Source organism: Halopenitus sp. POP-27 (assembly GCF_029889855.1).
In the GTDB taxonomy this organism is placed as follows: domain Archaea; phylum Halobacteriota; class Halobacteria; order Halobacteriales; family Haloferacaceae; genus Halopenitus; species Halopenitus malekzadehii.
Window position 1 is genome coordinate 302,179 of sequence record NZ_JARANU010000001.1, and the last position, 13,222, is coordinate 315,400.

The following is a 13,222-nucleotide window of genomic DNA, read 5'->3' on the forward strand; positions in this document are numbered from 1 at the left end:
ATACGACGGGAAACGGAACCGAACACTCGTCTCATCACCAATTAGTGCGACTTCGAGCGACCAATCCAGCCGATCCCCAATCCCAATTAATTGGACCGTATTTATACTCGGGCCGAATCGGAACGCGTGATGGCCAGGAGAGAACTGAAACCCCTCACGCCGCAGGACGCCCTTGAGTGGTATCTCGAACACCGAGTTGACGACCTGCGAACCGCGACTCGACGGAAGCACGCATCGGCACTCGGAACGTTCGTCGACTGGACGGACGACGCCGATATCGACAATATGAACGACGTCAGCGGTCGAACCCTGATGAAGTTCAAGACGTGGCGGAAGACCAAGACCGGGCTCAATACGCTCAGTCTCAACGGGAACCTCGCCATCCTCCGGGTGTTCCTCCAATTCTGCGAGGACATCGACGCGGTCCAGGCCGACCTTTCGGAGCGTGTGCCGCTACCGAACGTCCCGCCGGACGAGGAAGTCAACGAGTTCGTTCCCGAGAACGATGCAGTAGCGGGGATCCGATCCTATTGGCGCCAGTTCGAGTACGCGTCGAGACAGCACGTCGAGTTCGAGCTGATCGCCGAGATCGGTCTTCGTATGGGTGCCGTACGTGCCATCGATCTGGACGATTTCGATCCGGACGATCGGACGATTCACCTTCGTCACCGTCCGGAAGGTCGTGAAGAGTACGGAACGCCGCTCAAGAACGGATCCGATGGGGAACGCATCATCAACATCTCGGAGAAACTACGGGGATCGCTTGAGGACTATATCGAGTACTCACGACACGAGGTCGTCGATAAATATGGTCGCCAGCCGCTCTTCACGACGTCGGCTGGACGACCGTCGACGACGACTATTCGCCGCGATTTCTACAAGATGACGAGACCGTGTAGCTACTCGAACGAATGCCCGCACGATCGAACACCGGCGGACTGTGAGGCGGCGCCAAACTCGAACGCGGCCGCGTGTCCCTCGAGTTTCAGTACGCACCCGATGCGGAAGTGGTCGATCATGAATCAGTTGGATGAGGGTGTACCGAAGGAGCTGTTGAGCGATCGTGTCGACGTGTCGGTGCCGGTTCTCGACAAGCACTACGACCAGCGAACGGAGGAGCGGAAATCCCGCCGTCGACGTGAGGCTCTCGAAGCCAACCTTACTCAATATGCGATGACGGATGGAGGGCAGCCTCTGGACGAGGATACGAGCGAATAACGTTTCTCGTCCTCTCAAATCCCAATTAATTCGATACTTTCGGCCCTGAATCAGCCGTAAGATGGATATGCGTATTGAACAGGCGACAATGTTATGATCACTCTCACTGGTTCCGGTTTACAAACCAAAGCAGAACCAACATATATGACGATTATTACTGTTGGCGTATGGTAAACCTCTACACATATGCACCATCAAACGAGAAAACAGGCTATTTTCTTCGTGGACACTCACAGAGTAGCAGCTATTTCAACCTCCAAACAATTCCGGCTGCGAATCAACTGTTTGATAAGCTTGATTATGAACCTGGTCGGCTTCCACACACAGAGGGAGACCGTATTCCCGGAGAGCTTTCATGGCGGATGTACCAAGCAGGATTACTTGAAACAGAGAATAACTCCTCCAAGCTTGAGAGCCTCTCAAACGACCAGCTAAAAGAGACTTTTAGCGACTCAAGCGTAGAATCAACTATATCTGAATCAGATATAGAAGCTCTTCGGTCATTTATTGATTCCTACTCCGGACAAGCAGAAGAACAGGTTGAGGAACTACTGAGCCTCTTGAAACTAAACGAACAAACGCTGTCTCTCGATAACTCCAATTCGGATGTTGAACTTTCAAATGAGTCAGTAGAACAACTCACAAAATGGGGATTCACACCCGGAGACGTTCTCAGTAGACGAACAGATGTCGTTGACACTCCAGATAGATATCCTGATGAAACTGGTGTATGTCTAGAGTCACTAATATCACGAGCAGGTCAGTGTCATCATACCCCCGAGGATATTACATTGACCCAATCCGGAATGCCAATAATTGAGTATAAATTAGATCTACAACAATCCCGGTCTATATTTATAGACCACATTTGGGTCTGGGCTGAAGACTACTGGGCGCAATCGTCTGGCCGGTACAGCAACGTAGACGCTTGTTTCGAATGCGAAGTCGCGCTTGAGTGGCAAGATCAGAGAGAACAGTACCATATTGATGCATTTGTGACGAACGGGTCGTTCATCCAGTTTACACCAACCCCTTCTATTGGTGATGTGCTTGGTAATGAAGCAAACACAGAAACAGTCTCAAAGGAGGGTTTGTATCCACGTACCATTAGGAACGCAAGAAATGCACTTAGTGAGCTACTAGACATATTCAGCATAGAAAATGCACAATCTCTATTTGACGAGTAGTCAGTGATCTGATTTTGTTGAAATCCTTAATGGCTAATAGATTCTGACGTGGCTCAATAAGTACAGAGGCTGTGTGTACTGAGCGATTTCTGAGGTAACAATCCAGATATAAAACCGTTCTATGACGCACAGTAATGGTAGAACGAAAAGATACTAGGGAACAGTTCTATGACACCCTCACCTTGGACAAGAAGGAGAGGCTCGACTAGATGTTATCGAGGTATCGCCTCCGTTGCTCCAGTTTCACGTCTTCGGAACGCCGGTCGTAGTGTTTATCGAGCACGTCACGGCTCACGTTCATACGGTCACCAACGACCTCGGCCGGAATGTCCTTCGTGAGGAAGTGGGTGATACTGCCTCGACGTATCGGGTGGGGACTGACCGCCTCGGGGCATTTCTTTCCAGGTGCATCCTTGCACCCGGGACAAGGCTCGTTTCGAAAGCACGGTGACGTAACCTTATACGCGACTCTCCGGATCTGATTCCGCGACATTCTCCCGTACGTCGACGTAAACAGCGGCTCTCGATCGTACTCGTCCGTGACGTCCTTCCGTTTGTTTTCGATGTACTCCTGTAAGGTCTCGGCGAGTCCCTCCGTAACCGCAACCGGTCGTTCACCGGCACCCCCGTTCTTTAATTCCGTCCCCGTATCCGGACGATGAACGAGTTCGAGCCGCTCGTTTGCGGCGTCGAAGTCGTCGACATCGAGAGAGCAGGCACCGCCCAGCCGCATACCGGTCTCCCACAGGAGCACAAACACGGCGTGTTCGATCGACGCGTAGTGATACCGCAGTAGATGCTCACGGATGGCCTCCGCAGTTTCAGCCTCCAGCATCTCGTCGGATCGCTCCTCCTCCGGGCTGACTCTCGGAATCATCACCTTCTCGTGGAGATCCGCCGGAACCGCTTCCATCGACCCGCACCACTTGATGAAGACGCGGATGGTGCTCATCTGTTGGTTCAGCGTGATCTTCTTCAAGTCGGCGTCATCCTGACGCCAGATCCGATACTCCTGGAGGGAACGGCCGGTTAACTCGTTCAGATTCTCGATGTCGTTCTCCTCACACCATCGAACGAACGCGTTCAGCCGGTATCTGTGCGACTGGACCGTCTTCTTGGACGCTTCCGTTTCCTTTTGCTTCAGGTACAGCTCTTGCGCGCGGTTCGGCTCAAGCGGCTCGAGTTCGTCGTGTTTCGTCTTCATTGGTCTCACAAAACCCCGTGAGAAGGCCGGAAACGCCCGGAATCGGCAGGGAAGGGGACGCGCGCGGATCGCGCTAGTCCCGCCCGAGCCCACTCGGAATCCGTACGGTTCCTACGGGTCCGATTTTCGCCGGGGTGAGGCATTCTCGTCCGATTTTTCGGGGTTTCGATGGCGGATGTCGGGATGTTTCAAGCGGTGATACCCCCCGGGTGCGTCCGGAACGTCCGAGTAACGGGGCGGTGTCCGGAAAGGTGCGTCCGGGACGTGGGCGTGAAGCGATCCGGAAGGTGCGTCACCCCGGGAGGGGGGTGCGTCCAGCAAGACGCGACGTCGGGACCCCCCGCCCGAAGGGGGTCGTGGTGGGCCCAGAACCTCGACGACGATCGAATACGGACGTGACGAGATCGGCGCGCAAGACCTCGGACGCGACGGACCACGAGCCTGTCGATCGTCGTGGGGTCGCCGAGGACGTAGTGTGGTGGACGTAGTGTGGTGGACGTAGTGTGGTGGACGTAGTGTGGTGGACGTAGTGTGGTGGACGTAGTGTGGTCGACGGGGTGTGGTGAATGGGCCGTGTGGATCGTCAACATTTATATCGATCGCGTGAGATACGGTACCGTAGACCACGTATGAGTGACACCGAAGCCGTCCTCGATCACCACTTGGAGGCGTTCGCCACCCAGGATCTGGAGGCGGTGATGGCCGACTACACGGCGGGATCGACCGTCGTCACGAACCTCGGCGTCTTCCGCGGGCTGGACGAGATCGAGGGCCTGTTCGCGGATCTGTTCGACGAGTTCGGGCAGGAGGGGTCGACGATCGACGTCGACGACACCATCGTCGAGGACGAGTTTGCCTACCTCCTCTGGCACGGTGAGACGCCGGACAACGTCTATGGGTTCTGCACGGACACCTTCCACATCCCCGCCGAGACGATCGAGTTCCAGACGTTTGCGGGCAACATCGAGCCGAAGCACTGACGGGTTGCTCGGTGGGGCCGGGGCGTCGATCGGCCACCCCCGGTCGAAACCGTCGTTGCTTCCCGTGAAACGGTGCGGCCCCCGTCCAGTCCCGGTTCTTGTCGGACACACCCCCTCCCTCCCCCGAAAGCGAGTCGAGATCGACGCCGACGAGCGCATCGGATCCTTCACCACTCGATCGTGGTGTGTGATCGGTAACCGAATTACCAACAGGTTCGCTGACAGTTATTTCGGTTGCCGTGGATGGGTACGTGAGGTAACCACAATGGCAACCGACACGACGACGGCGTCCGCGACCGCGGGCGTCGCCTCAAAACGATGGATAGCAGGCGCAGTCGGCGGGTTCATCGGGAGCATCCCGTTCGGACTGATGATGATGTACGTGATGCCGCCACCGATGCTCGAGGTCGTGGTCCCGGCGCTGTACGGGCTGGACGGGCTGGTTGCGGGCTGGGCGGTCCACCAGTTCCACGGCGTCGTCCTCGGCGTAGTGTACGTCGGACTGGTTCAGCTGCCGCCGCTCAAACGACCGGCCAGCGAACCGTCGAGCGCGTTCGTGCTCGCGATCGGATACGGGATCCTCACCACGATCGTGTTCGCCGTCCTCGTGATGCCGATCTGGCTCACCACGATCGGATTCCCGAACGCACCCCCGTTCCCGAACGTCGCGATCCCGGGAACGATCGTTTCGACGATCGGTCACATCGTGTACGCGATCCCGCTCGCGCTGCTGTACGCGATGACTGGCACGACCGAGGAGTGACGACGGAGAAGCAGGAAGCGGCCGGCACGAGCGAGGCGTCCGGTCGATGCCCGGAGGAGCCGTCTCGATCGTCGGTAACCGATCACCTGTTCGATTTTCGTTCCTGCTCGGGATGATCAGCGATGAACACGCTCGTGTCGTCCGGGACGTCGTCGGTCACCCACGAGTTCGCGCCGATGCTCACGTGGTCGCCGATATCTATCGCACCGAGCACGTTGCTTCCGGCGCCGATGACGACGTGATCGCCGATGTTTGGATGGCGCTTGTAGTCCTTCGCCAGCATTTGGTCCTCGCCTTCCTCCTCCTCGAAGTGGAGCGCGCCCAGCGTGACGTTCTGGTAGATGCGGACCCAGTCGCCGACCGTCGCGGTCTCGCCGATGACGACCCCGGTCCCGTGATCGACGAAAAAGTACTCGCCGATGTCCGCGCCGGGGTGGATGTCGATGCCGGTCTCGACTTTGGAGTACTCGGCGAGTTCGCGGGCGTACTCGACGCTGCCCTCCCCATAGAGGACGTGTGCCACTCGGTGGATCAGGATGGCGTGAAACCCGGGATACGACCGGATGATCTCACAGTAGCTCTTCGCCGCGGGATCACCCTTGTACGCGGCCTCGACGTCCTTCTTGAGCGCGCGTCGAATCGCCGGCAACCCGTCAAGCAACCCATCGACGATCCCGGTCGGATCGTCCACATCGCGATCCGAATACGCGGTGACCCCTTTGTGCAGACTGCTGCCGAGTTTGGTCAGCCGGTCACGAGTTTCCTCGGGATCGCCGATCAACTCCGTCGCGTTCCAGCATCTGGGAAACAGGAGCTGTTTGAGGAGCAGCGGTTCCTCACGCAGTGAATCGTGTCGCGGATAGACCCGTGTATCATCGGTCGGGAAGGGCGATTCATCCGCGTGATAGGACTCGACGAGCGCGTCGTGGGCGTCGCCGGTGTACTCGTATCTCATTTGCAGAGATGTTGGTGCCATCGAGTGAAAGTGGTTCGTTTTCGTGCCGTACGCAACGACTCCCGTCGTGCTCCCGCAGCAGACGGCGATAACGTTCGCGGATCTCCGTCAAAGCGACGAACGAGGGGACGAGACCGATCGACGCGACGTCGGCGTCGATCGCGACGTCGGCGGCGGTGGGGGCAGATGGAACCTGGTCCCACCGTACCACGGTGCATCCTGGACGACCCACCTCGATCGCCGCAAACCGATCGCCGCAAACCGATCGCCGGGTCCCGGGATGTCGAGACTGAAGAATCGGCGTGTCGAGCCATACTACCAGATATGTATATATTATAGAAAAGAAATATATAAAGGACTATGATGAGCGGCGTCAAGAATCAGAACGTACAGAAGCAGTCAAATAATCCGTATATCGCCCGTTGATGGCTATCTTGAGTAGATGACCTCGAAAGGAGACAGATACAGGAGAATTTATTAAATATATCCAAATATACCCGATTTATATTTGTATAAATGTGGTTTACTCGGGTTTAGACACAGTATATGTTTAAATAGGACAGTCTATCAAATATTCATCAAACAGCACTCACGCTTGCTAGAATATATTTATAAGAGTATATAAATTCCGTATAGCAACTAAATTATGATTTGTGCATAGCGAGATACCGTCCCGACCACCGACCGACGCTCCCGACACGGGTTGAGACGACGATCCCGGTCTCACAGGCCTGGATGCATCACTCGGGAGGATCGCCGCCGTTCGACAGGCCGTTACAAAACTACATCTGTTATTTCCAAACGCCGCCGACGGCTCGCCGACCTACGAGTAGCGGTGGTTGATCCGGATCTCGTTCACGACGCTCATCACTTGATTCGGCAGTTCGGTCTCGAAGCGGTCACCACGGAGTCGGTGGGCGGGGCCGCCGACGCTGATCGCCCCGAGAACCTCGTCGTCGACGACGATCGCGGCGCTGACCGCGCGCGTCTCCGCCAACTGCTCGCTGTGGTTTTGTGCGTAATTCCGGTCGCGGATCCGCTCCAGCTCCTCGAAGAGGGCCTCGCGTGAGGTGATCGTGTGTTCCGTTATTTCCGGAAGGCCGTGCATATCGATGATCTCCTCGACGCGCTCGTCGGGAAGCTGTGCGAGGATCGCCTTCCCACCCGCGTGACAATGGAGATAGGACCGACCGCCGATGGTGTGTTCGGTCTTGATGGCCTGATCGCCCTCCGCGTGTCCGAGATACACCGCTCGCCCACACTCCTCGACGAGGAACCAGACCGTTTCACCGGTCGCATCCGCCAATCGCTCCAGATACGGCGTGATCGTGTCCGAAAGCTGAACCGTCTCCGTGGCGCTCGTTCCAAGCCGGGTGAACGTCAACCCGAGCTGATACTCGCCATCGGTCTTGACGAGGTACTCGAGGTCACACAGGGTCGTGAGATAGTCGTGAACGGTGCTTCTGGCGAGTCCCATCTCGTCGGCGACGTCGGTGAGGGTCGCGGACTCCAGTTCCTCGATGGTTTCGATGATCCGGAAACCCTTCTCCAGGGTTCCGATCGTGGCTGAGCCGCCGGGTTCGTCCGTCATACACGGATATTCGTCCCGACTCATTTATAACCCCTTGCTTCGGTAATTCCGTAGGATTCGAGAAATCATCCGCCACCTCCGGAAAGCGACGGCAGTCGGACGGGACGACGGACCGGATCCGCGGGGGCTCGAAGGTTTATATAGCTCTGCGTGAAAGCCGGAGTATGCAACTCGGTCTGATAAGCGACGTACACGGGAACCAGCCGGCACTCGAGGCGGTCCTCGAGGACATGCCGGCCGTCGACCGGATCTACCACTGCGGGGACGCGGTGGGATACAATCCGTTTCCGGAGCAGGTGTTGAACACCCTCACCACAGAGGGGATCGACAGCATCCAGGGAAACCACGATCACAAGATCAGCACGGACATCGACGCGATGGGAACCGCAACCGATCCCGACATCGACGGCGACGCCGACCTCCGACCGGGAGAACTCGCGCGGCTGGCGGGCGTCTGGACGCACGAGCGGCTCGACGCCGACGAGATGGAGTATCTCGCCACCCTCCCGCAGGAGGCGACCATCGAGGACGGAGCCGTCAAGCTGGTTCACGGAAAGCCGGGCGATCAGGATGGTCGGCTCTACCCGGAGGAGTACGGGCCCCACCTGTTCGGCGACGAGTCGATCCTCGTACACGGGCATACACACGTGCAACACGCGGAACGGTTCGACGGCCGGCTGCTGGTGAACCCCGGCAGCGTCGGCCAGCCACGGGACGGGGACCCACGTGCCGCCTACGCCGTCGTCGACGTCGACGCGAGACGGGCCGACCTCCACCGCGTGGCGTACCCGATCGACGAGGTCGTCGACGAGATCCGACGGACGTCGCTCCCGGATCTGCTCACGCTGTGGCTGGAGAACGGCGAAATCGTGATGAACGCGTAAGCGGCACGGCATCCAGGAGACGATCGAGGATGGGCGCGACGACGGGCGCTCATCCCCATAGTTTAATCACCTAGGTGACCGAGGACATCGTTAGAGGACAGATGACACGGATCACTGCAGCAGTGCTCGAGGAGCCACGGGAACTATCGATCGAGTCGCTCGAGTTGGCCGACCCGAAGCCGGGGGAAGTCCGGGTCGACGTGCGGGCAACCGGCGTCTGTCACACCGACCACCACCGGTACGTCGGCGCCTCGGAGACGCCGTATCCCGTGGTCCTCGGGCACGAGGGAGCGGGCGTCGTCGACGCGGTCGGCGAGGACGTGACCTCGGTGTCGGTCGGCGACCGCGTGGTGCTTTGGGTCCTCCCGTTCTGTCGGGAGTGCGAGTTCTGTGAGCGAGGCGATCCGCACCTCTGTGCGCGCCGATCGGCGGTCAAAGGGGGCACGCTCATGGACGGGACCCGGCGACTCTCCCGCGACGGCGAGGCAGTGAACCACTTCTACGGGCAGTCGTCGTTCGCCAGCCACTGTGTCGTCGCCGAGCAGACCGCGGTCAGGATCCCCGACGGCATCCCGTTTCCCGAGGCCTCGCTGCTCGGCTGCGGCGCCACGACCGGGTTGGGCGCGGTGACGAACACCGCGGACGTCTCACCCGGGGATCCCGTCGTCGTGTTCGGCTGTGGCGGCGTCGGAGCGAGTGCAGTGCTGGGTGCCGAGCTGGCGGGGGCCGACCCGCTCATCGCGGTCGACGTCGTCGACGAGAAGCTCTCGTTCATCGAGACGCTCGGGGCGACACACACCGTCAACTCCGGCGAGACCGATCCCGTGGCGGCGATCCGGGAGATCACCGGCGGCGGGGTCGCGTACGCGTTCGAGTGCACGAGCCATCCGGCGGTCGTGAGACAGGCGGTCGAGGCCGTACGCCCCGGCGGAACGGTCGTCTCGACCGCGACGAGCTCCGCCGACGACTTCGAGATCCCACCGGGTGCCTTCACCAGCGGCAAGCGGATCGTCGGGAACGTCGGCGGCTCGCTCCACCCCTCGGTCGACGTTCCGCGGTTCGCGCGGCTCGCGAAGTCCGGCCGGCTCCCCCTCGAGAAACTCGTCAGCGAGACGTACTCGCTCGACCAGCTGGGGGCGGCCTTCGAGGCGATGGACGACGGGACGGGCATTCGGGGCGTCATCACGCAGGAGTGAGTCGTCACCCCGGCAAAGCGACGCGAGGCAACGAAGTCGCCGTAGGATCCTGCGTGGGAAGAAGTTTTATACAGGCAGCCATCGAACACCGATCGACCGATGAACGAGTACGCGTTACGTATCGGCGGGGAGACGCCGGCACCGTCGGAGACGATGACGGTCACCGATCCCTCGTCGAACGAACCGGTATCCAGCATCGCACTCGCGGACGAATCGGACGTAGAGGCGGCGGTAGCGGCGGCCGAGTCCGCCTTCCAGGAGTGGCGAACGGTCGACGCCGTCACCCGCGGCGACTACCTACGGGACATCGCCGCGGCGCTTCGGGACCGCAAGACGGAGATCGCGACCCGACACACCGAGGAGACCGGGCGATCGCTTGCGGACTCCGAGCGGAGCGTCGAGTACGCCGCGGAGTACTTCGAGTACTACGCGGGCTTGACCCACCGCATCACCGGCGAGACCATCCCGCTGTCGGGCGAGGAGTTCGACTACACGCGGCGGGAGCCGCTGGGCGTGACCGGGCACATCATTCCGTGGAACTCGCCGCTGCTGTTGGGCTCACGAAGCATCGCGCCGGCGCTGGCGTGCGGGAACACCGTCGTGGCGAAACCCGCGACGCTGGCGCCGACGTCGATCCTCGAGTTGGGACGCGCCGCCGCCGATGCGGGGCTGCCCGACGGCGTTCTGAACGTCGTTTCGGGGCGGGGGTCCACGGCCGGCGAGGCGCTGGTCACGAACGACGACGTACAGGAGCTGACGTTTACCGGGTCCAAGGCGGTCGGCCTCCACATTCGGGAGACGGTGTCCGACCGGTTGATCCCGCTGAACCTCGAGCTCGGGGGCAAGAGTCCGAACATCGTCTTCGCGGACGCGGACCAGGAGGCGGCCGCGGACGGAGCGGTGAAGCTGTTCAGCAACGCCGGGCAGAGCTGTTACGCCGGCACCCGGCTGTTCGTCGCGGACGAGATCTACGACGAGTTCATCGACCGCGTGGTCGCACGGATCGAGGCGATGACGGTGGATCCGGACCCGAACGAGACGGACGTGTCGGCGCTCATCTCGCCGTCGGCACAGTCGGAGGCCGATGCATACGTCGAATCGGCCCGGGAGGCGGGTGGAACCGTCCGCACGGGTGGCCGGGTCCCGTTCGAGGAGGGGAACTTCTACGAACCGACGCTCATCGAGGACGTGCCCGACGACGCGGCAGTCTCCTGTGAGGAGGTGTTCGGTCCCGTCCTGACCGCCTACCGTTTCGACTCCGAGCGGGAAGTCGTCGAACGAGCCAACGACACGGAGTACGGCCTGTACGCGGGCGTCTGGACGACCGACCTCGATCGGGCGAACCGGATCACACGACACATCGAGGCCGGGACGGTTACCGTGAACAACTACGCGTCGCCGACGCCACAGGTACCGTTCCCCGCGTACAAACAGAGCGGTATGGGGTCCGAATACGCGACCGCCGCGTTGCGCCACTACACCAGGGTCAAGAACGTCCGAATGACGGTCGACGGAACGCTCCGGTGAGGGAACGATCGGGGCGATTCCGTCGGTCGTCGACCCCCCTCCGGCGACCTCCTCCGGCGGCGTAGTTCGTTGGCGTGGTTCGCCGGCACCGCTCGTCGACCCTCCTCGTCGGCGCGGTTCGCGGCGTCGTGCGTCACCACAATAGTTAAGTGATAGACAACGGTATGGGAACGTATGCCACCGACCGAGAGCAAAGCTACTGCTCAGCAGCCGGACGAGCACGCCGATCTCCTCGCGGAGATCGAGGCGTCGCTCGGCGAGGGCAAGCTTCCGCTACAGACGTTCAACGACGAGACGGTCCACCAGCTGGAACTCGATCGACTGTTCGGTCGCGAGTGGATCTTCGTGGGCCACGAATCGGAGATCCCCGAGGAGGGGGACTACGCGAGACGGTACATCGCCGGCGACCCGTTCATCTTCGTCCGGGATATGAACGGCGACGTGCAGGTGCTCTTCGACAGTTGCCGGCACCGCGGCGCGAAGCTGTGTCGCGCCGAGCAGGGCAACACCTCCCACTTCCGGTGCCCCTACCACGGCTGGACCTACAAGAACACCGGCGACCTCGTGGGAGTGCCACAGAAGGAGATCGCGTTCAAGAACCTGGACCAGTCGGAACACGGCCTACACAGCGCCCCGCGGGTCGACAGCTACGCCGGGCTGGTCTTCGCCTCGCTGTCGGACTCCGGCGAGAGCCTCGAGGAGCACCTGGGGGAGTTCACGTGGTACCTCGACATCCAGTTCAAGCTCCCCGACGGGGGGATGGAGGTCATCGGCGAGCCCCACCGCTGGGTGGTAGAGACGAACTGGAAGACGGGCGCGGACAACTTCGCCGGCGACAGTTATCACACCGGCTTCGCCCATCACTCGATCAAACAGCTCGGGCTCGGCGGCGACGACACGGTCGGCATCGCCGGCGCGGGGGAGACGAAGGACCGGCACGTCCACTGTGACGGCCACACCACCAGCACGCGAATGGTCGAGGGCGAGGAGGTGTTCATGACGTATCCCGATGAGATCGTGGACCTGTTCAACCCGGACAACGTGACACCCGACCAGTACGAGGCCGCAAAGGAGGCGCTTTCGTTCACGGGGAGCGTGTTCCCGAACCTGGCGTTCCTGAACTTCGGGGACATCACCGACGACCCGAACAAGGACGTCACCGGCTTCCTCGGGGTGCGAAAGTGGCGGCCGCTCGGGCCGAACAAAACCGAGATCTGGAGCTGGGCGTTCGCGCCGAAGCGGGCCTCCGAGGAGACCAAAGAGCGCATCTACAAGGTGTACATGTCCAACTTCGGCCCCTCGGGGAACTTCGAACAGGACGACGTCTCCATCTGGAACGGCATCACCGACGTCGCCGACTCGACGTTCGCCAGACACCACGAGGTCGATCTGAACTACCAGATGGGGACCGAGGAGATGAGCGAGGTCGCCTACGACGAGGAGTGGCCCGGCCCGGGCACCGTCTACGCGATCAACCTGGAGGAGGTCGGGATGCAGAAGTTCCACGACCAGTGGTTCGACCACCTCTCGACGCCCCGTGACGGGGACACAATGTCCCGAGACTGCGGAGGCGGCTGCGGATCGGCGAAAGCGGACGGCTGCGGATCGACCCGGGCTGACGGCTGCGGGTCGACGCGGACTGACGATTGCGGGTCGGCACACGCGGACGACCACGACCCGGCGAACGGATCCGAGCCGGCGGGGGGCGGTGAGTAGG

Annotated in this window: 11 protein-coding genes; 8 read left to right on the forward strand and 3 right to left on the reverse strand. The window is 60.7% G+C overall.

Annotation, left to right across the window (positions count from 1 at the left end; translation table 11 throughout):
* The first annotated feature begins 129 nt into the window (after positions 1 to 129).
* Positions 130 to 1,218 (forward strand): site-specific integrase, encoded by a 1,089-nt coding sequence (locus OQF70_RS01565; RefSeq protein ID WP_280535459.1) that lies wholly within the window; start codon positions 130 to 132, stop codon positions 1,216 to 1,218.
* Positions 1,219 to 1,385: 167 nt separating this feature from the next.
* Positions 1,386 to 2,405 carry a hypothetical protein gene (locus OQF70_RS01570; RefSeq protein ID WP_280535460.1) on the forward strand — a complete coding sequence of 340 codons (1,020 nt, stop codon included), beginning with the start codon at positions 1,386 to 1,388 and terminating at the stop codon, positions 2,403 to 2,405.
* 205 nt (positions 2,406 to 2,610) lie between these two features.
* On the opposite strand, the gene OQF70_RS01575 is transcribed toward OQF70_RS01570, so the two are convergent.
* Positions 2,611 to 3,702 (reverse strand): tyrosine-type recombinase/integrase, encoded by a 1,092-nt coding sequence (locus tag OQF70_RS01575; protein WP_280535461.1) that lies wholly within the window; start codon positions 3,700 to 3,702, stop codon positions 2,611 to 2,613.
* A 536-nt stretch (positions 3,703 to 4,238) separates the two neighbouring features.
* On the opposite strand from OQF70_RS01575, the gene OQF70_RS01580 reads away from it, so the two are divergent.
* Positions 4,239 to 4,589 carry a nuclear transport factor 2 family protein gene (locus tag OQF70_RS01580; RefSeq protein WP_280535462.1) on the forward strand — a complete coding sequence of 117 codons (351 nt, stop codon included), beginning with the start codon at positions 4,239 to 4,241 and terminating at the stop codon, positions 4,587 to 4,589.
* A gap of 265 nt (positions 4,590 to 4,854) precedes the next feature.
* Complete coding sequence (locus tag OQF70_RS01585) at positions 4,855 to 5,352, forward strand: hypothetical protein (RefSeq protein WP_280535463.1); 498 nt, start codon at positions 4,855 to 4,857, stop codon at positions 5,350 to 5,352.
* A gap of 82 nt (positions 5,353 to 5,434) precedes the next feature.
* Here OQF70_RS01585 and epsC read toward each other — a convergent pair whose 3' ends face one another.
* Complete coding sequence (gene epsC / locus OQF70_RS01590) at positions 5,435 to 6,307, reverse strand: serine O-acetyltransferase EpsC (RefSeq protein ID WP_280535464.1); 873 nt, start codon at positions 6,305 to 6,307, stop codon at positions 5,435 to 5,437.
* Positions 6,308 to 7,130: 823 nt separating this feature from the next.
* The gene (locus OQF70_RS01595; protein WP_280535465.1) at positions 7,131 to 7,898 is read right to left on the reverse strand and encodes an IclR family transcriptional regulator; all 768 of its coding nucleotides are present in this window, start codon (positions 7,896 to 7,898) and stop codon (positions 7,131 to 7,133) included.
* Positions 7,899 to 8,062: 164 nt separating this feature from the next.
* Here OQF70_RS01595 and OQF70_RS01600 point away from each other — a divergent pair, with 164 nt between their 5' ends.
* From OQF70_RS01600 to OQF70_RS01615, 4 genes are all read left to right on the forward strand, one after another.
* Complete coding sequence (locus tag OQF70_RS01600; RefSeq protein WP_280535466.1) at positions 8,063 to 8,782, forward strand: metallophosphoesterase family protein; 720 nt, start codon at positions 8,063 to 8,065, stop codon at positions 8,780 to 8,782.
* Positions 8,783 to 8,883: 101 nt separating this feature from the next.
* Entirely contained in the window at positions 8,884 to 9,978 is a 1,095-nt protein-coding gene (locus OQF70_RS01605; RefSeq protein WP_280535467.1) for an alcohol dehydrogenase catalytic domain-containing protein, read from the forward strand.
* Positions 9,979 to 10,077: 99 nt separating this feature from the next.
* Positions 10,078 to 11,505, forward strand: a complete 1,428-nt coding sequence (locus OQF70_RS01610; protein ID WP_280535468.1) for an aldehyde dehydrogenase family protein — start codon at positions 10,078 to 10,080, stop codon at positions 11,503 to 11,505.
* Between the two features lie 174 nt (positions 11,506 to 11,679).
* Entirely contained in the window at positions 11,680 to 13,221 is a 1,542-nt protein-coding gene (locus OQF70_RS01615; protein ID WP_280535469.1) for a Rieske 2Fe-2S domain-containing protein, read from the forward strand.
* The last annotated feature ends 1 nt before the right edge of the window (position 13,222 follow it).

Coding starts and splice junctions, on each gene's coding strand:
- OQF70_RS01565 (WP_280535459.1), top strand. CDS start 130: ATGGCCAGGAGAGAACTGAAACCCCTCACGCCGCAGGACGCCCTTGAG.
- OQF70_RS01570 (WP_280535460.1), top strand. CDS start 1,386: ATGGTAAACCTCTACACATATGCACCATCAAACGAGAAAACAGGCTAT.
- OQF70_RS01580 (WP_280535462.1), top strand. CDS start 4,239: ATGAGTGACACCGAAGCCGTCCTCGATCACCACTTGGAGGCGTTCGCC.
- OQF70_RS01585 (WP_280535463.1), top strand. CDS start 4,855: ATGGCAACCGACACGACGACGGCGTCCGCGACCGCGGGCGTCGCCTCA.
- epsC (WP_280535464.1), bottom strand. CDS start 6,307: ATGAGATACGAGTACACCGGCGACGCCCACGACGCGCTCGTCGAGTCC.
- OQF70_RS01595 (WP_280535465.1), bottom strand. CDS start 7,898: ATGACGGACGAACCCGGCGGCTCAGCCACGATCGGAACCCTGGAGAAG.
- OQF70_RS01600 (WP_280535466.1), top strand. CDS start 8,063: ATGCAACTCGGTCTGATAAGCGACGTACACGGGAACCAGCCGGCACTC.
- OQF70_RS01605 (WP_280535467.1), top strand. CDS start 8,884: ATGACACGGATCACTGCAGCAGTGCTCGAGGAGCCACGGGAACTATCG.
- OQF70_RS01610 (WP_280535468.1), top strand. CDS start 10,078: ATGAACGAGTACGCGTTACGTATCGGCGGGGAGACGCCGGCACCGTCG.
- OQF70_RS01615 (WP_280535469.1), top strand. CDS start 11,680: ATGCCACCGACCGAGAGCAAAGCTACTGCTCAGCAGCCGGACGAGCAC.